18 protein-coding genes and 2 pseudogenes are annotated in these 22,192 nt (G+C 53.1%); 14 read left to right on the top strand and 6 right to left on the bottom strand.

Features of this window, described 5'->3' with window-relative positions; translation table 11 throughout:
• Window positions 1–68: 68 nt before the first annotated feature.
• Window positions 69–1,742: an L-lactate permease gene (locus ACVBDQ_RS07010; RefSeq protein ID WP_011229902.1), complete on the bottom strand. Its 1,674-nt coding sequence runs from the start codon at window positions 1,740–1,742 to the stop codon at window positions 69–71.
• Window positions 1,743–2,203: 461 nt separating this feature from the next.
• Here ACVBDQ_RS07010 and ACVBDQ_RS07005 point away from each other — a divergent pair, with 461 nt between their 5' ends.
• The 5 genes and pseudogenes from ACVBDQ_RS07005 to ACVBDQ_RS06985 form a co-directional block, all read left to right on the top strand.
• Window positions 2,204–2,929 (top strand): FadR/GntR family transcriptional regulator, encoded by a 726-nt coding sequence (locus ACVBDQ_RS07005; protein ID WP_011229900.1) that lies wholly within the window; start codon window positions 2,204–2,206, stop codon window positions 2,927–2,929.
• A 116-nt stretch (window positions 2,930–3,045) separates the two neighbouring features.
• A complete protein-coding gene (locus ACVBDQ_RS07000; protein WP_011229899.1) occupies window positions 3,046–3,765 on the top strand; it encodes a (Fe-S)-binding protein in 720 nt (239 codons plus the stop codon).
• A 15-nt stretch (window positions 3,766–3,780) separates the two neighbouring features.
• Window positions 3,781–5,211 carry a LutB/LldF family L-lactate oxidation iron-sulfur protein gene (locus ACVBDQ_RS06995; RefSeq protein WP_011229898.1) on the top strand — a complete coding sequence of 477 codons (1,431 nt, stop codon included), beginning with the start codon at window positions 3,781–3,783 and terminating at the stop codon, window positions 5,209–5,211.
• Window positions 5,208–5,930: a LutC/YkgG family protein gene (locus ACVBDQ_RS06990; RefSeq protein ID WP_011229897.1), complete on the top strand. Its 723-nt coding sequence runs from the start codon at window positions 5,208–5,210 to the stop codon at window positions 5,928–5,930. Before ACVBDQ_RS06995 ends, ACVBDQ_RS06990 begins: the two co-directional genes overlap by 4 nt.
• Window positions 5,931–6,062: 132 nt before the next feature.
• A pseudogene (locus ACVBDQ_RS06985) lies at window positions 6,063–6,468 on the top strand (DDE-type integrase/transposase/recombinase); the annotation flags it as partial.
• Window positions 6,469–6,737: 269 nt separating this feature from the next.
• Here ACVBDQ_RS06985 and ACVBDQ_RS06980 read toward each other — a convergent pair.
• From ACVBDQ_RS06980 to hutP, 5 genes and pseudogenes are all read right to left on the bottom strand, one after another.
• Window positions 6,738–7,781, bottom strand: a pseudogene (locus tag ACVBDQ_RS06980) (amidase domain-containing protein).
• 1,530 nt (window positions 7,782–9,311) lie between these two features.
• On the bottom strand, window positions 9,312–10,244 hold the full coding sequence (locus ACVBDQ_RS06975) for a D-2-hydroxyacid dehydrogenase (protein ID WP_041467798.1): 933 nt from the start codon (window positions 10,242–10,244) through the stop codon (window positions 9,312–9,314).
• A gap of 23 nt (window positions 10,245–10,267) precedes the next feature.
• The gene (locus tag ACVBDQ_RS06970; protein WP_174435186.1) at window positions 10,268–10,996 is read right to left on the bottom strand and encodes a TerC family protein; all 729 of its coding nucleotides are present in this window, start codon (window positions 10,994–10,996) and stop codon (window positions 10,268–10,270) included.
• Between the two features lie 343 nt (window positions 10,997–11,339).
• Window positions 11,340–12,854, bottom strand: coding sequence for a histidine ammonia-lyase (gene hutH, locus ACVBDQ_RS06965; RefSeq protein WP_011229889.1), 1,515 nt, complete (start codon window positions 12,852–12,854; stop codon window positions 11,340–11,342).
• A 119-nt stretch (window positions 12,855–12,973) separates the two neighbouring features.
• Entirely contained in the window at window positions 12,974–13,420 is a 447-nt protein-coding gene (gene hutP / locus ACVBDQ_RS06960; protein ID WP_011229888.1) for a hut operon transcriptional regulator HutP, read from the bottom strand.
• A 272-nt stretch (window positions 13,421–13,692) separates the two neighbouring features.
• On the opposite strand from hutP, the gene ACVBDQ_RS06955 reads away from it, so the two are divergent.
• The 9 genes from ACVBDQ_RS06955 (at window position 13,693) to ACVBDQ_RS06915 (ending at window position 22,046) form a co-directional block, all read left to right on the top strand.
• The gene (locus ACVBDQ_RS06955; RefSeq protein ID WP_011229887.1) at window positions 13,693–14,538 is read left to right on the top strand and encodes an SPFH domain-containing protein; all 846 of its coding nucleotides are present in this window, start codon (window positions 13,693–13,695) and stop codon (window positions 14,536–14,538) included.
• 15 nt (window positions 14,539–14,553) lie between these two features.
• A complete protein-coding gene (locus tag ACVBDQ_RS06950; RefSeq protein WP_011229886.1) occupies window positions 14,554–14,733 on the top strand; it encodes a hypothetical protein in 180 nt (59 codons plus the stop codon).
• A gap of 209 nt (window positions 14,734–14,942) precedes the next feature.
• On the top strand, window positions 14,943–15,971 hold the full coding sequence (locus tag ACVBDQ_RS06945) for an XdhC family protein (RefSeq protein ID WP_011229885.1): 1,029 nt from the start codon (window positions 14,943–14,945) through the stop codon (window positions 15,969–15,971).
• Entirely contained in the window at window positions 15,968–16,606 is a 639-nt protein-coding gene (pucB, locus tag ACVBDQ_RS06940) for a xanthine dehydrogenase accessory protein PucB (protein WP_446663120.1), read from the top strand. Before ACVBDQ_RS06945 ends, pucB begins: the two co-directional genes overlap by 4 nt.
• Window positions 16,593–18,920 (top strand): xanthine dehydrogenase family protein molybdopterin-binding subunit, encoded by a 2,328-nt coding sequence (locus tag ACVBDQ_RS06935; protein WP_042381038.1) that lies wholly within the window; start codon window positions 16,593–16,595, stop codon window positions 18,918–18,920. The genes pucB and ACVBDQ_RS06935 overlap by 14 nt, the downstream gene beginning before the upstream one ends.
• Window positions 18,907–19,749 (top strand): FAD binding domain-containing protein, encoded by an 843-nt coding sequence (locus ACVBDQ_RS06930; RefSeq protein WP_021321353.1) that lies wholly within the window; start codon window positions 18,907–18,909, stop codon window positions 19,747–19,749. The genes ACVBDQ_RS06935 and ACVBDQ_RS06930 overlap by 14 nt, the downstream gene beginning before the upstream one ends.
• A 21-nt stretch (window positions 19,750–19,770) precedes the next feature.
• Window positions 19,771–20,253 (top strand): (2Fe-2S)-binding protein, encoded by a 483-nt coding sequence (locus ACVBDQ_RS06925; RefSeq protein WP_042381036.1) that lies wholly within the window; start codon window positions 19,771–19,773, stop codon window positions 20,251–20,253.
• 207 nt (window positions 20,254–20,460) lie between these two features.
• Window positions 20,461–20,889, top strand: coding sequence for a MerR family transcriptional regulator (locus ACVBDQ_RS06920; RefSeq protein ID WP_042381034.1), 429 nt, complete (start codon window positions 20,461–20,463; stop codon window positions 20,887–20,889).
• Entirely contained in the window at window positions 20,889–22,046 is a 1,158-nt protein-coding gene (locus tag ACVBDQ_RS06915; protein WP_307895519.1) for an MFS transporter, read from the top strand. Before ACVBDQ_RS06920 ends, ACVBDQ_RS06915 begins: the two co-directional genes overlap by 1 nt.
• Window positions 22,047–22,192: the final 146 nt, after the last annotated feature.

The raw sequence follows: 22,192 nt of genomic DNA, 5'->3' as shown, positions 1-22,192 counted from the left end.
TTTGCCGCCTGTGCTCCTTCGACCGCTTCGATCAACAAATCGACAATACTCGTCCCCCTTTGTGGCCGTTATGGAATCATCCACGACAATACCGTCGATTGCAAGTAAACGAGAACGCCAATCAAGATGATTAAGAACACGCTATGTTTGATCGTGAAGCGGAACAAGTCGGATTCTTTGCCGGTCAAACCGACGGCCGCACAGGCGACAGCGATCGATTGCGGCGAAATCATTTTCCCGACGACGCCGCCTGATGAGTTGGCCGCCAACGCCAGCACCGGATCCATGCCAATCGATGTCGCCGTCACTTTTTGCAGGTTGCCGAACAACAAGTTCGACGACGTGTCGGAACCGGTGATAAACACGCCGAGCCATCCTAAAATCGGCGAGAAGAACGGGAACAACGGGCCTGTTTTGGCCAACGCCATTCCAAGCGTCGTGCTCATGCCTGACGAGTTGGCGATATAGGCAAAGCCGACAACCGAAGCGATCGTGATGATCGGGAATTTCAATTCGTTAAGCGTTTCCACAAACGTACGCGCCCACTCTTTCCACGAGATGCCGATGATGAACTTTGTGACGACCGCCGCCAGCAAAATCGCCGTCCCAGCCGCGCCGAGCAGCTCAAGCTTATACACCGCAGCGATCGGCTGGCCACTTGGGTTCAAAATTTGGTTGTTGAGCCCCGGCACAGGCGGCATAAACGTCAAGTGGACGCCGATAGCGTTGACCAACTTCAACAAGCCGTTTGTCCCTTCATAATGGCCGGTGAGCGCCGCCTTCACTTGCGGGATGCCCCACAGCGAGATCAAAGCCGTCAGCACGAGAAACGGCGACCAAGCGCGGAATACTTCCCCGCCGCGTTGCGTCGCGCGAGCAACTTGCCCAGCGGCCGCCACTTCCGACTCCGTTGCAAAGCGGAATGTGCTTTTCGGCTTCCAATATTTCAAAAAGACAGCCAACGCGACGATCGAAACGAGCGAGGACAAAATGTCCGGCAGCTCCGGTCCTAAAAAGTTCGAGGTGAAATATTGCGTCAGCGCAAACGAAACACCGGAAACGATAATGGCCGGCAACACTTCCATCGTCTTTTTCCACCCGGCCATAATGAGCACGAGATAGAACGGGATGAACACTGATAAAAACGGCAACTGCCGCCCAACCATTTTTGAGATTTCCATCGCCGGCACGCCAGTCGGTCCTTCCATCGAAATGATTGGAATCCCGACCGCCCCGAATGCCACTGGCGCTGTGTTGGCGATCAAGCAAATGCCCGCGGCATACAGCGGGTTGAACCCCAACCCCGCAAGAAGCGCCGCTGAAATCGCCACTGGCGCGCCAAACCCAGCTGCCCCTTCCAAAAAGGCGCCAAACGAAAAGGCAATCAGCAACGCTTGCAGCCGGCGGTCTTCGGTGAGCGAGACAACCGAATTGCGGATAATGTCAAAGTGGCCTGTTTTCACCGTCAGCTTGTATAAAAAGACAGAGGTGATGATGATCCAGCCGATCGGCAACAATCCGTACACCGCGCCTTGCGTCACTGACATAACCGCTTTTCCAGCCGGCATTCTGTAAGCGATTACAGCCAACACAACAGCAAGCAGCAACGTCGTCAGCCCCGCAACATGCCCTTTCATCCGCTTGACGGCCAACGCCCAAAAGAAATATAAAATCGGAATGAGTGCGACAATCGCCGATAACCAAAGCTGGTCGGCGATTGGTGTAAAATCTTGCTTCCACATGCGGTTTTCTCCTCCCCTTTGTGCCCGACTTGGCGGCGTTCACGAACGGTCATCCGTCCCCTTGATCGTCTCCTCCAGTCATCAGATGACCGGATAAGAACGCCGTCTGTCTCAAATTATAAAAGCGTTTTCAGCAAAAGACAATAGTTGTTTTTGTATTTTTTTGAACTTTCCATCCATTGTGTTTCCCCACGCCGATGTTGACAGAGAACGGGATGACCATCCTGCTTGTCGGTACGGTCGAAGTTTCTTGACGATGTTGACTACGACCCATCCCGTCCCTTTCACACTTCGCCATGCGCGATGGAATCACGTTGGCTTCCCCAAACCGCTGACGCCCTCGGCCGCAAGCAACAAAAAGCGCTTGTCTCGATCCATGATGCTGTATCATAATAGACAGTGCAGGAGATTTCCTTCTTCACAACCGGAAAGCTACTTTAATCGTATTTGAGGTGGATCCATTGGCGTTTAAACGGATTAAAACAAAAAAAATTTACGAAGAAGTGGCCGAAGCCATTTTTGATATGATTAAAAACGGAGAGCTAAAACCTGGTGATAAACTCGATTCCGTTCAGCAGCTGGCCGAACAGTTTCAAGTCGGACGGGCCGCCATTCGCGAAGCGCTCACTGCGTTGAAAGCGATGGGGCTGATCGAGCTCAAACAAGGAGAAGGAACGTATGTGCGCGAGTTTGACCCGACGATGATGACGTTTCCGCTATCCATTGCTGTCTTGATGAACAAGGAAGATATTTGGCATTTGCTTGAAGTGCGCAAGCTGCTTGAGGCAGGCGCCGCCTCGCTCGCTGCCGCCAAGCGGACAGACCGAGACCTCGATGCGATGACAGAAGCGCTTCGCCAAATGAAAGAAGGGATCGGCAGCGATGAGCTTGGCGAAAAAGCGGATTTGGCCTTCCATATGGCGATTGCGGCGGCGTCGCAAAATCCGATGCTTGTAAGCATTATGAACAGCGTTTCCGGCATGATCGTCGAAACGATGCGGGAGACGCGCCGCATATGGCTGTTTTCGAAACAAACGACAACCGAAAAGCTGCTTGCCGAACACCAAGCTATTTTTGAAGCCATTCGCGACCAAAATCCGGACGCCGCCCGGACGCGCATGCTGGAGCATTTGACCAATGTCGAAAACGTGCTGCGCCGCTACATTCGCACTCAACAACCCGACTGAGTGCGTTTTTTCTTTTTTTCAAAAAAGGGCTACGAATCTGAAAAAAACATTTTATAATAGACATATAGTCATCAGATGACCCGTTCATTAAGCTCGGTACACGGGAGGGAGAACCGATGAAAGTCTCGTTATTCGTCACCTGCCTCATCGATCTCTTTTATACGGAGGTCGGCAAAGCGACCGTCGAACTGCTCGAACGGCTCGGTTGCAAGGTTGATTTTCCAGAGGCGCAAACGTGCTGCGGACAGCCGGCGTATAACAGCGGTTATGTCAAAGAGGCGAAAGAGGCAATGAAACAGATGATGCGCGCGTTCGCCGATGCCGACTATGTCGTCACCCCATCCGGCTCATGCGCGGCGATGTTAAAGGAATATCCGCACATTTTCCACGGCGACCCGGAATGGGAAGCGGAGGCGAAACGGCTCGCAGCGAAAACGTACGAGCTGACCCAATTTCTCGTTGACGTCCTGAAAGTCGAAGATGTCGGCGCCTCGCTTCACGGGCGGGCGACGTACCATACGTCTTGCCATATGACAAGGCTCCTTGGCGTGAAAGACGCACCGCTCCGCCTATTAGAACATGTCAAGGGACTCGAGCTTGTTCCGCTGCCGAACGCCCACCAGTGCTGCGGATTTGGCGGCACATTTTCTGTCAAAATGGGGCCGATTTCCGAACAAATGGTCGATGAAAAGATCGGGCATATCGAAGAAGCGGAAGCAGACTATTTAATCGGCGCTGACTGCGGCTGTTTACTAAACATCGGTGGACGCATCGCGCGGCTCGGCAAGCCGATCCGCGTCATGCATATTGCCGAAGTGTTGAATGCGCGCAACTAAAGGAGGGAAGCGAACATGCCGATGAAAATCGAAAACGGGCCGTTTTGGAAACGGGTCCGAGAGAACTTGGACAACGACTTTATGCGCGGGGCGGTCGCTGGCATGCAAGACCGCGGCTATGTGCGGCGGCTTGGCGTCATCGAAGAGCTCGGCCATTGGGAAGAGTGGCGGTCGCTTGCTGAACAAATCCGCAAGCATACGCTCGAAAACTTGGACTTTTATTTAATGCAGCTCAGTGAAAACGTTGCCAAACGGGGCGGCCACGTCTTTTTCGCCCAAACAGCCGAAGAGGCGAACGAATACATCCGCCGCGTCGCTTTGGAAAAGCAAGCGAAAAAAATCGTCAAATCGAAATCAATGGTGACAGAAGAAATCAACTTAAATCCGGTGCTTGAGGCCATCGGCTGTCAAGTGGTCGAAACCGACCTCGGTGAGTACATTTTGCAGATTGACGACCATGACCCGCCGTCGCATATCGTCGGTCCGGCGCTCCATAAAAACAAAGAGCAAATCCGCGATGTCTTTCAACGGAAGCTGGGCTATACGAAATCGTCCGACCCCGTTGAGCTTGCGCGCCACGCCCGTGAAATGCTGCGGCGCGACTATTTGACGGCTGACATCGGCATCACCGGCTGCAATTTCGCCATCGCTGAATCGGGATCGATCACGCTTGTGACGAACGAAGGCAACGCCGATTTGGTGACCGCATTGCCGAAAACGCAAATTACCGTCATGGGGATGGAGCGGATCGTGCCGACGTTTGAGGAGATGGAAGTTCTCGTCAGCATGTTGACACGCAGCGCCGTCGGACAAAAATTGACGAGCTACATCACCGTTCTCACCGGTCCGCGCGATGAAGGCGACGTCGACGGTCCGGAAGAATTCCATCTCGTCATCGTCGACAACGGGCGTTCATCAATTTTAGGCACGGAGTTTCAACCGGTGCTGCAGTGCATCCGCTGCGCGGCTTGCGTCAACGTCTGCCCGGTCTACCGCCATATCGGCGGCCATTCGTACGGTTCCATTTACTCCGGCCCGATCGGCGCGGTCTTGTCGCCGCTGTTGGGCGGCTACGACGACTACAAGGAGCTTCCGTACGCCTCCTCGCTGTGCGCCGCCTGTACCGAGGCGTGCCCGGTGAAAATCCCGCTTCACGAGCTGCTCATCAAGCATCGCCAAATCATCGTCGAGCGGGAAGGAAAAGCGCCGGTCGCAGAAAAACTGGCGATGAAAGCGTTCCGCCTCGGGACCGCCTCACCGTCATTGTACCGGTTCGGCACGAAGTTGGCACCAAGCGCCTTCGCCCCGTTTGCCGAAGACGGGCGCATCACAAAAGGCCCCGGCCCGCTGAAAGCATGGACGGAAAGCCGCGAATTTCCGGCGCCGAGCAAAGAACGGTTCCGTGACTGGTTCCAAACACGCCAAAAAGGAGGGAATCCGTCATGACGCGTGGTGCTATTCACAACCGTGACGCGTTTTTAGAACACATCGCCCATCGCCTCGGGAGAGCTCCCCGCCTGTCCGGCGTCTCCCGGCCGCAATGGAGCAATCAGCCGCAATGGAAAGTCTTGGCTGGCTATAGCCAAGACGACTTGCTGAACGTGCTGCAAAAACAATGCGGATTGATCCATACCGATTACATCGAGACGACAAGCGCCGAACTGGCCGGCGCGCTGAGGCGGCAAGTGGCCGCCTATGGCGGCGGTCCGGTCATCGTGCCGGATGACCCGCGCTTTGCCGAGTACGGGCTGTCCGCCTTGCTTCGCGACGAATGGCCCGCGGAACAAACGACCGTCCATATTTGGAATCCGGCGCTTGGACGCCAAAACATTGACGCCGCCGAGCAGGCGAACGTCGGCATCGCCTTCAGCGACATCACGCTCGCGGAATCAGGGACAGTCGTGTTGTTTTCGCGCAATGAACAAGGGCGGGCCATTCACTTTTTGCCGAAAACATATATCGCCATCGTCCCGAAAAGCACGGTCGTGCCGCGCATGACGCAAGCGGCGGCGGTCATTCACGAGCAAATCGAAAAAGGCGGGCTCGTCCCGTCGTGCATCAACTTCATCACCGGCCCGAGCAACTCGGCCGACATTGAAATGAACTTGGTCGTCGGCGTCCACGGGCCGATGAAAGCGGCGTATATCGTCGTCACCGACCGTTGACCAAAACGAAACGGTGCCCATTCTCGATCATAGGGCACCGTTTTTCGTCAATATTGCCGGCTCACATCGACCGCATTGTCAAGCGGTTCGCCGGCTTTTAATGAGGCAAACGCGGTCCAATAGCTGCCGGCCATCCTAGACGACTTGTCGTTTGTCGTCGACGACAATCCCCTTTACCTGCTGGTGCAGCACTTCTTTGCCCAGCACGGGATCCTGTTCGATGTCCGCCAAGTGATCGGCTGACCAACGAGGATCCGGTGTCCGAGGAGTTCCGTCCACTCAAAACCACATTGAGCGATTCAATCGGACGTTTCAAGGCAGCTGCTGATCGACTCACGGATTTGGGGCGGAAGAAGGCTCGGTGTCCTTTTTTGTCACACTGTTTGTGGCGTATTTCAACTTCCTGCGCCCACACAGCGCGCTCGAAGGCCGGGTGCCGGTCGTCATCCCGGAACTGGCGGATCTTCCGCCTGTGCCAACCCGGTGGACGAAACGGATCGCCATGGCACAAGCATTTCTCCAACAAGAGGCGCCCTGACTTTTTTGTTCGCTGGAGCCCGTTGAACAGAACTCCTGCCGGATTCGGCGAAGCGAACCCTTGACCAACCGAACACCGCCAAGGGGAAAATGCGGCAAGGGCAAGGGCGGCTTTCCTATGCCCTCTTTTTTGTCCCCGCCGCCCTTGACGACGCTTTCTCACCTTTGGCGGGTGTTGGTCAAGGGCGAATCCGGCTCCCAGGATGCCTCACGATGCTCCATGGGATGGCATGTGTGGAGTTTTCATCAAACTTTTGACGCTACCCTGTCTTATGCAATAAGTGGTCCATAATAAATCTTAATCACTCTTAATCTTGTATAATAACTGCTTGACTCAAATGCATCAATTAAACTATAATCAAGTCTTGCACTTGAATGTCCACAATAAAGAATGTCATAAGTTCCTCGCTCTGATCTCCATACCCTCTTAGTTGCATATACGGTGTGAGAATATCGAAGTTTTGTGATATTATAGAACTGTATTACATCACCAACTGTTGCATTATTAGCCGCATTGCCAGCCTCATCTCCTGAACTATACTCATAACTGTTGAAACCTTTTTTGTCAACAAGATAATCATGAAATGCCTCTACTTGTATCCAAGCGTTCGTATAAGGTTTCTATGTAGAATCTGTTTTGAATCCAGCAGCGTATAAGATCTGTGAAACAAAATTTGTACAATCATTATCATACTTTTTATATTCCGGATTGTAGGATAAGGCCCATTTTCTAGCATACTCAACAGCTTTGTCGAGAGATGTCGATTCGATAGCTGTCGAATAAAACATTTGAGTCGACGCTAAACTTGTTCTATTTTGCGTTTCATCTACAGAATATTGAGATATTGAGTCTTGTAGCTTTTTTGAGAGTTTAGCTTTTTCTTTTACAGGAATTTTGTTCTTCTTGAACATATCATAAAAATTCTTATTATAGTTTAGGTCATTAATGGCAGACTCGTTGGGAGCGCCAAGTTCATCATAGATATCCTTAGTGATTTTCCAAGCATCTTTGATATTTTCTATGACTATGATATGTTCTATTTCTTCAAGATAAGTATATGGTTCAAATTCATCTTTTTGAAAAGTAAGCTCTGTATTTGATAAGATATGCGCCACAATTCTCCCATTCTCAAGTTTAGTCTCAATATTTGATATGCTTAATTTATAGCCTAGTACTTTTTTGTTGATTTCACTATAAAAATCGATTTTGTATTGAATTGTTTCCTTTAAAATGTCTAATAAATATTTATCAGCTACTATATCATCAAAATTACTCACTTTAGAATCTTGTAGCGAAGAATATTGTCGATCCATATAATCTTTTATGATTCTTTCAATATATTGGTAATTATAATTTAATTGGGCTATTCACCAAAAGTTGTACTTGACTATCTCAGATCATGTCTTACTTGCACCCATAGAAAAAAATCAGCAAATCATACATGATTGACGGATTAAGAAAACACCTCGCTTACCATGTACATGTTGTGTTAACGCGCCAATAATTTTCGATTTACCAGAAAAATTGGTAAATAACATAATATAAAAACAATATACTATTAATGATAAGCGTAACAAACAAGATTTTGTGGATAGTTGTTTTTCTCTCTCTAACCCCCAAAAACTTAATTTGGAAAAATAAAAGTAGGATATTGAGAAAGGTAGGAACTAAAGTATAAAAATACCTTTCATCATTAATTGATACTACGCTTGGATTAAACCAATAAATGAACGCATCAGAATTTTGAATCATCAAGCTGAATAAAATAATAAACCATGAAATAACTAACAAGAGAACCTTCATGAATATTCCACTTTTTTCAGAAAATCTAAGTTTCATAAAAGTAAAATGCCACCTACCTTATAATGATTTGGATTAGTCATGCCTTTTTCTTGTTGCTGTTGCAACACCCCTTTTTTCATAAAACATCATCTACATTTCTTTTTTCGAAATGATTCAAAGAAATCGAACCTGATCAAGCGATTAAACAAATGTTGTTGCACACCCCGTATAATCGCCGCAACCCAAGTGCTGTTTCAAAAAACCATTAACCGATCCATGTTCGTGATTACTGTCTTTTTCTCACTAATTAACTGTAGATGAGCAAATTCGCCAACATAAATTGACATCGAAACAAAATGGGATGTACGCCGTCCCGTTTATGTGCTGATGGACTCGTAGTATCCATCGCAGGCGCTCGTGAAAGCTTGTCTATATAGATGCAATTTAAAGCTTTAACATTTATAGCTTTTACCGGTCATTGGATCGACTGTCGGGTGACCGAACAACGCCGCTTCCAGACCCATGTATGGGTCTGTGAAGCGGGTCGTTGTTCGGTCTTCCGTCACGCTAAGGCGTGACGAAGGCAAGCTACAGGCTTGCCTTCGACAGTCAAAAATAGACAAGCCGCTTTTCCGTTAAGGATATGTTAAACGCTTTCGTTGCATCTATATAAAAAAGGATTTCACGTCATCGCCATGCTCAAAACGAACCGCATTCTCTATCCGAACGACATCGCCGTCCAAGCGAAGCAGTTGGCCCGCTCTATCGAACCAGACGACACTCTTCGCTGGGTTGTGCCTCCCCAGCCTGAGTGTGATCGTGGGCATGGCTTCGCCCCCTTTTCTTTTAAGATTCCACACCTAAAGAGAAAAATGGTGGCTCGAAGCCATCCTCTTAAGGGATTGCCGAGCAATGCCGTCTTTCATCCCACGATTGAAACCGTGGGCTTTCAGACGGCTTTTTCTGTAAATTTCAACAGGATTTCTAACATTCCTTCTTCCTTTCACAATGATGCCATAGAAAAGAGGCGTCCCATTGTGTTTTGGAGACATCTTTTTCCTTCAATATTGCCGGCTCACATCGACCGCATTGGCAAGCGGTTCGCCGGTTTCGATGCAACGGAGCGTGTCTAAAACGCTATGGGCGGCGGCGTCAACTGATGTCAGCGCCGCGATATGAGGGGTAATGATGACATTCGGATGAACCCAAAGCGGCGAGTGCGGCGGCAGCGGCTCTTCTTCGAACACATCGAGCACCGCCAGGCGGACATTTCGGTTTTCCAAGGCGCCGATAAGCGCCGTCTCATCAACCGTCGCCCCACGCCCAACATTGATAAAGCCCGCGTTGTGCAAACAGGCAAAAAACGTCTCGTCAAAGAGATGATGCGTTTCCTCTGTCAGCGGAAGCGCAGCGATCACCCAATCAGCGCAAGCAAGCGCTTCCCCCGCCTCTTCATGGCGGCAAACAGCCGAAAACGGCGGCGTGTCTCGGCCGCTTCGCGATACGCCGATCGGCGAAACGCCGAACAGACGAAGCGTTTCCGCGATGCGCCGGCCGATCTCACCCGTCCCATAAATGACAATCCGCTGTTCACCAAGCCGTTTCGGAGCGAGCGGCTTCCACTGCCGCTGTTCTTGATACCATGCATACACGTCATGACATTGGGCGTCGCGCAATAAGTAGCTGAGGCAATATTCGGCGATCTGCTCGCCAAATGACCCGATCGTCCGCGTCAGCAACACGTTCTTCTTCCATTCCCGCTTCCACAAAAACGCGTCAACGCCCGCGCCGAGCGAATGCACCCAGCGCAAATTGGCGAGCGAAAACGGCCCGGCCGGACGAAAGCCGACGTACGCATCCGCCCAGGCGAAATCATTGGCCGTCAATTCTTCTTCCGCCACAAAGCGAAACTCTTTATCCGGCCGCTTGTTCGGGAGAAGGGCGGCAAGCTCGGCATAAAGCCTTCCCGTCACGAGAATGCGTTGGATGTTCATGGCATCACACCACCCCCAACCGCTCAAATCAACGTCCCTTCTTCACGCTCGGCCTTTTTATTCGTGATATAGCCAGCTGACACGACCAAAATCGCCACGCCGGCGGCAACCGCGTAGACGAACGGGCCATAAGAAAGGTGAAACCAATGCAGCACCCCTTCATCCCCCGCCATCATCTTTCCGGCCGTCCACGCCAAAATGCCGGAGCCAACGTACGCGATCCATCGATGTTGTTCCATCACCCGGACGATCGCTTTGGAGCCGAAAATCATAATCGGAATGCTGATGGCTACCCCGAGCGCCAGCATGCCAAGATGCCCTTCGGCCGCCCCGGCCACAGCAACAACGTTATCAAGGCTCATCACTGCATCGGCAATGATAATCGTCGCAATCGCCTTCAACAACCGGTCTGATGATTGTACGTTCGCTTCCTCTTCCCGTTCGACAAGCACTTTATAGGCGATCCATACAAGCAGCAATCCGCCAACGAAGTGAACGAACGGGATGTTCAGTAAAAAGACAATGATGGCTGCAAACAAGATGCGCAGCAACACCGCCCCCGCTGTTCCCCAAAAAATCGCTTTGTTTCGCTGGTCTTTCGGCAGCCGCCGCGTCGCCATCGCAATGACGACCGCATTATCCCCAGACAAAATGATATCAATCGCAATAATCTTCCATAACGCCAACAGCGCCGCGGCAGAAATTGTCAATGATATACCCACCCTTTCCCCTTTGTCTCTCTTCTTCATCATACTGCAAATTCGACTGGGGGACAACAATGGAATAGACTGTCAATGCTCTCGTCCTAACCAATTATGGGGAAGGCTCACTGCATCGTCCGAACTCCGTAGAAAAAGTTAGGGAAGCAAACCATCTTCACTGATGACTGCTTCCCTATCTCTAGCGGAAAAGGTCTATATAACTACCATTTTTTCAAACACCTATCCTTGAACGCTCTCACGCCTCTACGCCCACTATGCTTTGCCCTTCTTGAAAAAGCTGGTGATTCAAGGGGAAATGCTGTCCTCCAACAGTATTTCTCAAGTTAAAAAACCTTGCAACCCCACAACTTCCTGGCTCTTTCTCACTAGACTTCTAAGCTTTCGCTTCATCGCGGAGAAAGTGATGGTTTGCCCTTTCGCTCAACCACGCCGCCACCGCTTCAATGTCATCAGAAAAGACGCGGTCAGCTGTAATGGAGGAAACAATGCGGCGCGCCTTATGGTAAAACTGCCTCGTTGACGGGGCCATTCGCTCGATGCCGCGCGCTTCGACAGCCTGCAAAGCGCAAATGAGCTCAATCGCCAGCACTTTTCTTGCGTTTTGCACGATCATGTACGCATGGCGGGCGGCGGTCGTTCCCATGCTGACGTGATCCTCTTGGTTCGCTGAAGACGGAATCGAATCGACGCTGGCTGGGTGAGCGAGCGTCTTGTTTTCCGACACGAGCGAAGCGGCGACATATTGCATAATCATTGCCCCAGACTGCAAGCCGGGCTGTGGGCTTAAAAATGGCGGCAAGCCTTCGCTAAGCTGCGGATTGACAAGCCGTTCGATGCGGCGTTCGCTGATGTTGGCCAGCTCCGCCACCGCGATTTTCAACAAATCCATGGCGATCGCAACGGGTTGGCCATGAAAGTTGCCGCCAGAGAGCGCCGTCCCGTCCGCAAAAATAAGCGGATTGTCCGTAGCAGCGTTCATTTCGATTTCAAGCGTTTCCTTCACATAACGAAGCGCCCTAAGCGACGCTCCGTGCACTTGCGGGAGGCAGCGGATGGAGTACGCATCTTGCACGCGCCGCTCCCCTTGCCTTGTTGTGAGTTGGCTGCCAGCTAAATAGCGGCGCAGCCGTTCCGCCACCTCCACCTGCTCCTGAAACCCGCGGGCTGCGTGGATGCGTGCGTCAAACGCGTCCACAATGCCATAAAGCGCCTCAATCGTCAGCGCCGCGATCCATTCACTGTCATACGCCAGTTGTTCCGCCTCTAAGTAAGCAAGGGCTCCGACGGCCGTCATCACCTGCGTGCCGTTAATAAGCGCCAGCCCTTCTTTTTCCTGAAGGGAAAGCGGTGAAATCCCCGCTTGTGAAAGCGCTTGGGCGGCAGGCATCCGCCGCCCTTGGTACATCGCCTCTCCCTCGCCGGCAAACGCCAGCGCCAAATGGGCGAGCGGCGCTAAATCGCCGCTGGCGCCGAGGGAACCTTGCTGCGGCACGATCGGATGGATGCCGGTGTTCAAAAATGCGAGCAACTGCTCAATGACCGCCGGACGCACGCCGGAATACCCTTTCAACAACGCATTCGCCCGCAAAAGAAGCATCGCCCTCACGACATCTTCGGCAAATGGCTCGCCGACGGCACAAGCGTGCGAGCGAAGAAGATTGATTTGCAGCTGTTCAAGGTCGCTTCCTTCAATGCGCACATCGGCGAGTTTGCCAAAACCCGTATTCACGCCATAGATCGTCCGTCCATTGGAGATCGCTTGTTCCACTGCCGCGCGGCTTTTCTCGACAGCCCTCATGCTTTCCTCATCGGCCGCCACCCGCTCCCGTTCATAGACAACACGTCTTACCTCATCGATCGTCAATGTATGCCCGGTCAATACGATCATCATTCCATCTCCCTTCGTTTGGTTTCTCAATCGAACGCCTGGGCAAACAAAAAAGGAGGCGCCCTGCCATATGGCAGCGTTCGCCTCCTCATGACTTATTGCTCTAGGCACTTACCGTCTTATATATGATTGATTCCGAGCCCGGCCGCCTCGTGCTCGAGCCCGCGCACCGGAGCGCCGATCGTCCCGTACAACGCAACGGCGATCCATTCCCCTTCGTTCGGCTGTTCATATGGCATACCGCGCACCACGGCGAAACGAAGGCCAGCGGTTCTCAACAAATCTCCTAGCTCTACCTGCCCTCTCGTCACGCCATGCACTGCCTCTAAAATCGCATGGTATAAGGCGTGCATCTCACGGTACAAGCCACCGTCAACCACTCCATGCCGTTTCGCCGCCGTCTCAATTGCCGCGACGATTTTTTGCGGTTCCATCGCCCCGACCCGCCCTTGACAATAGCGCCAAGCGAGCGCCTCGAGCTGGCCGAGGGCCGCTTCTTCCTCTCCTTCGTCAAGCATCGCCAGCAAAAGCGCCAGCCGGCCGATGCGCGCTTGTCTTGGTTCCATGGCTTCTACACACCTATTGGTCTTTTTTTCTATTGTATGATGACAATGAATGCGATGTCAATGATGAATTTCCATTTTTTAGTTCATTAAAACAGTAACAGGCTGAACGATCGCCCTTTATGCTTCTGGATGGAAAATAGTTAGAAACATCTGCCTCGTGGCGAGCTATGGGCGAATCCCTCTTCTCGTCTTAACATGATCAATCCCTGTTTCCATTTTTTGATTATATGATATCATATAAATATCAAATCGACACTATTAGGGGGATAGGTATGAGAGAACAAAAAGCATGGCGCATAGATGGATTTATCGGCATCGGATGCGTCGCCCTTTTCGTTCTGGCTGGTTTTGTCAGCCTCATTCAAGCGCAGCTCTTATTGGCCGTTTTCTGCTTCGCCCTTGCCGCCTTCTTGGCGACTGGCATCACGATCGTTCAGCCGAATCAAGCAAAAGTGATCATTTTTTTCGGCCGCTACTTTGGCACGATTCGCGACAGCGGGCTGTTTTTCACCGTGCCGCTCACCGTTCGCAAGAAAGTATCGCTGCGCGTGCGCAACTTCACGAGCAAGAAGCTGAAAGTGAACGATGTTCAAGGCAATCCAATTGAAATCGCCGCCGTCGTCGTCTTTCGCGTCATCGATTCAGCCAAGGCGGTGTTTGACGTTGATGATTATGAACAATTTGTTGAGATTCAAAGCGAAGCGGCCATCCGCCATGTCGCAACGAAATATCCATACGACACGTTTGAAGACGACAACGAGATCACGCTGCGCGGCAATGCGGATGTCATTTCCGATGAGCTTGCCCAAGAATTGCAAGAACGGCTGCGCATTGCCGGAGTCGACGTGATGGAAGCGCGCCTCACCCATTTGGCCTACTCGCCGGAAATCGCAGGCGCCATGCTCCAACGCCAGCAAGCCGCCGCCATTTTGGCCGCCCGGAAAAAGATCGTCGAAGGCGCCGTCTCGATGGCGCGCATGGCGATCGAACAGCTTGACAAAGAAAACGTTTTAGAGTTAGATGATGAACGAAAAGCCGCAATGGTGAACAACTTGATGGTGGCGATCGTCTCCGAACGCGCCGCCCAGCCGGTGATCAATACCGGCAGTCTATACTGATGGTTGTGGAGTGCGATGGCAAAGAAAAAATCATTCCCTTTGCGCATTGATTATGACCTGTACGCCATACTAGAGCAATGGGCGCAAGATGAGTTTCGCAGCGTCAACGCCCAGATCGAGTATTTGCTGCGGGAGGCGGCAAAGCGGGCGGGACGGCTCGGGAAGGGAAAAACGGATCAACAACAAGGAAGCTAGCCAATGACGGCTGGCTTCTTTTGTTTTTCAGTCATGGGCATTTGTTGCCGAAATATAATGATAGCAGAGCTCTTTTTCGAAAGGGGGACGACCTGATGGCCCACCCGCTGCCGCCGCTTACAACCATTACGAAATCTTATGGATCGTCCGTCCCACCGCGCTTTCAACAGCTCAGCCGCCTTTGGCGCAATGCGAAAGGAGGATGAGCCATGGAGAGTTACCATGCTGTGCTCGAGGCGATCGCCGCCGCGCCGGGCGACGGTGTGTTAGCCATCATCATCAGTGTGGAAGGCTCAGCCTACCAAAAAGAAGGGACGTGCATGTGGATTGGCGCCAACGGAGAAACAGTCGGGCTGCTGAGCGGCGGCTGCCTGGAAGAAGCAGCGGCAGCTTACGCGCGTGAGGTATTGGCGAACCGCCAGGCAGCCGCTGTTTCGTTTGACTTGCGGACTGAGGATGATTGGTCGTGGGGGCAGGGTGCTGGTTGCAACGGCCTCGTCCACATTTGGCTCGAGCCGGTCACAAGCGACGCAAAACTCGATTGGCTGGCGCTCAAGCGTTGCCTTGACCGCGGCGAACATGTACTGATGGTCCGAAGCATCATGTATCCAGACGAGCGGCCGTTTTTCCAAAGCGAAACAGGCGAACAATTCGGCGGTTGCCGTCGGACGCCGCATCGGGAATGGCGCGAATGGCTTCACAAAACGCCGTTTTATCAAGGGCGAAGCGGTTTGTACGAAGTGGACGGGGAAACATTTTACGTTCAGCACTTTTGGCCAAAACCGCGCCTTGTCGTATTCGGCGCCGGTCCGGACGCCCCGCCGCTCGTCTCAGCCGCCAAAGCCGCCGGGTTCTCCGTCACCGTAAGCGATTGGCGTCCAGCGTTTTGCCATCCATCCCATGTGTCCGACGCTGATGAATGGGTGGTTGGCTTTCCGCATGAAACGGTGCCAATGCTCCATTTGAATGAACGCGATTTTGTCATCGTGATGACCCACCAATTTGAACGCGACCGCGAACTCGTCTCGCTGCTGGCTGACAAACCGCTCGCCTACCTTGGCGTGCTCGGCCCGCGGCGGCGCACCGACCGCCTCTTTCCTTCCGGCTCCGCCCCGCCGTTTGTCCGTTCGCCGGTTGGGCTGTCCATCGGCGCGCGCAGCCCACATGAAATCGCCATCAGCATCACCGCCGAGCTGATCAGCGTGTTGCGCAGGCATGGAGCGGAGGCTGCCCAATGAAGGACATCACGATCGCCGCCATTTATTTAGCGGCCGGACAAAGCCGGCGGATGGGGGCCGATAAACGCGCCCTGCCATGGGGGGATGGGACGCTTGGCACCGCCGGCCTGAAAGCGGCGCTTCGTTCCCGCCTTTCGCCCGTCATCGTCGTCGTTCCTCCGGACGATGCGCTCGCGTGGCTTCCAGACGAGCTTCGGAATCATGAAAACTGCCGCTTCACCCGTTGCGCTGACCATTGCCGTGGGCAGGCGCATTCGCTTGCCTGCGGCTTGCGGGAATCGCTCGCTAGCGGGGCGGACGCCGCTGTCGTATTGTTGGCGGACCAACCATTTGTCACTGCGGACGTAATCAATGCGCTTACCGACCTTTACCGCCGCCACCGTCCTGATTACGTCGCCTTCACCCGCTTCGGCACGCCGATGCCCCCAGTCATTTTTGGGAAACAAACGTTCCCTGCCTTGCTTGCTCTAAGGGGCGATGCCGGGGGGCGCACACTGTTTCACCATCCGCGTTGGCGCGGTCTCTTGTATGAAGGCGATGAGACGATCGGCATCGACATTGACACGATAGACGATTATAAGCGTGCCGTCATGGATCGAGAAGAAAAGGAGGGACGCCCCCGTGGCTGTCGGTAAAAGCATCATCCGCAAAGAAGCGTGGGATAAGGTGACCGGTCGAGCGAAGTATACGAACGATTTTAAAGAACCAGGCATGTTGCATGCTGTACTCGTCACTAGTCCATACGCCCATGCGCGCATCGTCGCCGTCGAAAAACGCCAAGCGCTCGCCGCCCCCGGCGTCCGTGCCGTCCTGACCGGCGAAGGGCTTCCGCTCACCGGTGAAGACATGCGCGATCGTCCGCCGATCGCCGTCGACAAAGTGCGCTACTATGGCGAAGTCGTCGCCGTCGTCGTAGCCGATACGCTCGCGCAAGCCGAACAAGCGGCCCGCCTCGTCCGCGTCGTTTACGAACCGCTTCCAGCCGTCGGCTCGCCGCGCGAGGCGTTGAAAGAAGGCGCTCCATTATTGCATGAACATCTCGACCGCTATGAAAAAAACAAAACGACTCATCCTGAGCCAGGGACAAACGTCGCCCACCGGACGAAAATCCGAAAAGGCAACATTGAACAAGGGTTTGCTGAAAGCGACGTCATCGTCGAAACAAGCGTATCGTTCGCCCCTTCCGATCATATCGCGATGGAAACACGCTGCGCCACGGCAGAAATTTGGCCGGACGGCACGATCCATATTTCCGCCTCCTCACAGTCACCGTTTATGATCAAGAAGTTGCTTCATACGTATTTTGGCGAAGAAACCGGCAAAGTCATCGTCCATACGCCGCTTGTCGGCGGCGCCTACGGAGGAAAAGCGCCCGTCCAGCTTGAGTTGCTTGCCTACCTTGCCTCCAAAGCGGTCGGCGGCCGAAAAGTGAGCGTCTGGAACAGCCGCGAGCATGACATGGTCACTTCGCCCGTCCATATCGGTTTGGAGGCAACCGTCAAAATCGGCGCGACAAAAGAGGGCTTGCTCAAGGCCATGGAAATCTTGTTTCTATTTGACGGCGGGGCTTATTCCGACAAGGCGATCGATGTCAGCCGCGCCGCAGCCGTCGATTGCACCGGCCCGTACCATGTCGAAAACGTCTTTTGTGATTCATTGTGCGTCTATACGAATCGCCCGTACGCGACGCCGTTTCGCAGTTTTGGCCATTGCGAACAGGCATTTGCCGTCGAGCGGGCCATCGATGAATTGGCACGAACGCTTCAACTTGACCCATGGGAGGTGCGGCGCAAAAATGCCATCCGCCCGGGGCATACGACCCCGACGCAAGTGCGGCTCACAAAAAGCAACGTCGGCAACATATCAGCCTGCCTCGACCGGTTGCGCGAGCTGATGCGCTGGGACGAGTGGCAGCGCGTCGAAGTGGACGCTTATACGGTAAGAGCAAAGGGAATCAGCAGCGGCTGGAAAACATCGACGATCGACACAGATGCTAGCTCGGGCGTCATCTTAACGTTCAACTCCGACGGCAGCGTCAACGTCATCTCCGGCGTCGTCGAAATCGGAACCGGAACGAAAACGGTGCTCGCGCAAATCGTTGCTGAACGGCTGAAGATGGACGTCGATTGTGTCCATGTCAAAATGGATATTGATACGCAAACGACGCCGGAACATTGGAAAACAGTCGCCAGCCGCGGGACGTTTATGGCCGGACGTGCGGCGCTTGCCGCTGCCGACGACGCCATCCGTCAGTTAAAAGACATCGCCGCCTGCGTCTTGCGGGCCTCGCCGGACGATTTGGAAGTCGGATTCGGGCGCGTCTTTTTGCGCGATGACCCGGCCATCTTTCTTCCGATCAAAGACATCGCCTATGGCTACAAGTTTCCGAACGGCAACGCCATCGGCGGGCAAGTGATCGGGCGCGGCCACTACATTTTGCGCCACTTGACCCCGCTTGACCCGGAGACCGGCGCCGGCAAACCGGGACCGGAATGGGGCGTATGCGCCGAGGGAGTGGAAATTGAGTTCAACCGCCGCGACTACACGTATCGCATTGTCAAAGCGTATGCGGTCATTGATGCCGGCAAAGTGCTCAACCCAAAGGCAGCGCTTGGCCAAGCGATGGGGGCGATGAGCATGGGGCTAAGCTTTGCCAGCCGCGAAGGGTTTCTTTTTGACAACGAACAGCGCGTGTTAAACCCACAGTTGCGCACATACCGGCCGATTCGCTTCGGCGAACATCCAGAGTACATCGTTGAGTTTGTCGAAACGCCGCAAATCGATGCCCCATACGGCGCTCGCGGCATCGGCGAACATGGCTTGATCGGCATGCCCGCCGCCTTGGCAAACGCCTTGTCTCTCGCTGCCGGCGTGCCGCTCAATGAACTGCCGCTTGTGCCTGAACTCATTTGGCGGACACAGAAAGGGGACTCCTATGGTTCCGTTTGACTTTGCCTACTACCGGCCGCAGTCGATCGCCGAAGCGACAGCGCTGTTTGCGGCGCTCGAGCGGGATGGAAAACGACCGCTCTACTACAGCGGCGGCACGGAAATCATCACGTTGTCTCGGTTGAACCTTGTCCGCACCGCGGCCGTCATTGACATAAAATCGATCCCTGAATGTCGGTCGCTTGATGTCGACAATGGTTCTCTCGTGCTCGGAGCGGCGCTCTCCCTCGGCGAGCTCGAAGAAGCAAATCCGTTCCCGTTATTGACAAAAGCGGCGCGAGAAGTCGCCGACCGGACAGCGCGCAACCAAATTACGCTCGGCGGCAACATCTGCGGACAAATTTTTTACCGTGAGACCGCACTGCCGCTATTCGTCGCCGAGGCGGATGTCATCATCGCCGGACCATACGGCATCAGGCAATGCCGCTTCCTTGACTTGTTTCATCAACAGCTGCAGCTTGGCCGCGGTGAATTTGTCGTCCAGTTCAAGGTTGACCGTGCCACCGCCACCCTGCCCCATTTCCACCGCAAGCGCCGCAAGCAAGGGGAAGTCGGTTACCCGCTTGTGACGATTGCAGCGCTGAAAAAAGACGGGACGGTTCGCGTTGCCCTAAGCGGCATCTGCCCGTTTCCGTTTCGCTCGGCTGACGTTGAGGCGCACCTCAACGACCGGAACCGCCCAGTTGGTGAACGAATCCAAGCAGCGGTTGACGCCTTCCCGCGCCCGATTTTGCACGATATTGAAGGCTCAGCAGACTACCGGCTGTTCGTGGCCGCCCAGCTGCTTGAAGATATGCTTCGTGAGCTCGGAGACGGAGAAACCGTCTAAACAGGAGGTGAGCATGCGGACATGGAGGAAACGACAAAGCGGGAGCTTGTGCTGCACGTTAATGGAGAACGAAGATCGATCGTCACTCGCCAAGCCGAAACGCTGCTGTTTGTTTTGCGCGATGGGCTGGGGCTGACCGGGGCCAAGCCAGGCTGTTTGAACGGCGACTGCGGCGCCTGCACCGTCTTAGTCGACGGCACGCCAATCAAATCGTGCATGATGCTCGCGATTGAGACAGTCGGCAAAGAAATCACCACGATCGAAGGGCTTGATGATGCCCCCATTCAGCACGCCTTCGTCCGCCACTTCGCCTTTCAGTGCGGCTATTGCACTCCTGGATTCATTATGAACGCCCACGCACTCATCGAGCGGCATCCGGGCGCGGATCAAGCGACGATTCAAGAATGGCTGGAGTCCAATATTTGCCGCTGCACAAGCTATCAAGAAATTGAAGCAGCAGTCAAAGAAGTGCTAAGGAGGAACGAAACGGAAAAATCTTCATAACCGGATCAGAGGATATCCCTACCAAGGAGAGCGGGGATATCCTCTTTCCTTTTAGCCGTATACTTTCGTTGCATCTCAAAAAGCATGGCATTGATCTCTTTTTTCCTCTTTATGACAATGGAGCATTGACAAAATATAACGTTAACGTTAATGTTATAATTGTATGAGAAACGATGTATCACGATCACAGTAAAGCGAGGGGCCTTGATGGAGCGATTCAAAATTGACGACGTCGCCAAAGCGACCGGTTTAACGAAACGGACGATCCGCTATTATGAAGAAATTGGGCTGATCAAACCGCCAGCGCGGAGCGAAAAAGGAACGCGCCTGTATACAGCGGACGACATTGAACAACTGAAAAACATTATCGCTGCCCGTGAAGTGCTCGGTTTTTCGCTGCAGGAGCTGCATCACTTTTTAACGTTGAAAGAAAAAATTGAGACGCATCGAGCGGAATATCGCCAAGCCGCCGCCAGCAGCGAGCAGCGGCGTGAACTCGAACAAATGGCCGCCGGTCTGCACCAACAAATCGCCATGCTTGATGACAAAATGAAGAAGATGACAGCACTTAAACAAGAACTGAACCAAATGGCGGAGCGAATAGACGCCATCCTAAAAGAGAGGAGAGAGGAATAGTGGAGGAAAGAAAACAAACACGGGCGCGCTGGATTACCGTTGCCGCCGCCTTTTTGGCGTTTATGGGCATCGGGGTCGTCGATCCGATTTTGCCGGTCATCGCCGAAAGCATCGGCGCGACCCACTGGCAAGTGGAAATGTTGTTTACCGCCTATATTTTTACGATGGCGGTCATGATGATTCCCGTTGGCCTTGTCGTCAGCCGCGTTGGTGATAAACAAATGATGGTGATCGGACTTGGCCTTGTCACGATTTTCTCATTATTGTGCGGTTTCGCCGCCGACATTCCACAACTGTCGATCTTCCGCGCCGGTTGGGGGCTTGGCAATGCCACCTTTTTTGCAACGGCTATGACACTGTTAATCGCTTTGACACCGCAGGCAAGCACCGCTGTCGGCTTGTATGAGGCGGCGATCGGCCTCGGCATGGCCGGCGGTCCGCTCATCGGTGGACTGCTGGGCCAACATTCATGGCGCTACCCGTTTATCGGCACAAGCGTACTCATTTTTATCGCCTTTTTGCTTGTCGCATTTTTTGTGTATGATCCAAACAAAGGAAAACCGAAAAAAGCAGTCGGATGGCAGGAAATGCGTCATCTGCTCGCCTTTCCGCCGTTTTTAAAAGGGGCGATCGGCGGGATGCTTTATTATTACGGCTTTTTCGTTGTTTTGGCCTATTCGCCTCTGGTCATGAAGTTATCGGCGATTCAAATCGGTCTTGTCTTTTTCGGCTGGGGGCTTTGCCTCGCCTACGGATCGGCAGCGTTGGCCCACCGGCTTGAAGCAAAATACGAATCGAAACAAATATTGCCTTACAGCTTATTGCTGTTTGCCGTTTTATTGCTGCTTTTAGCGGTCGCTGAACAAACATGGTTCATGATCGTCCTTATCATTTTGTCGGGCCTTGTATCCGGCTTAAACAACGCCTTGTTTACAGGCTATGTGATGGAAACATCGCCGTATGAACGCGGCGTCACTTCCGGCATGTACAACTTCGTTCGCTGGATGGGGTCGGCCATCGCTCCAGTGCTATCTGGCGTCATCGGTCATGCCGTTTCCGCAAAGGCGCCGTTTATGATCGCCATGGCGCTGTCGCTTGTTGCATTCCTTTTCCTTGCCTGGCGCAAACGGGAGCCATCGGCAACGAAAACTGTATAAAAGCAACCGTTGCGGACAAAATCGAGTAGGAGAGGGTGACTAACCCTCGTCCTCTCACACCACCGTACGTACCGTTCGGTATACGGCGGTTCCATTAAGTCTGACGCAGAGATTCATATCGTTGATAAAGACTCTTCAGCCCTTGG

It is taken from the genome of Geobacillus sp. CCR (assembly GCF_052906625.1).
Note: the sequence above shows the minus strand (reverse complement) of the source record. Positions and strands in the feature narration are given on the sequence as shown.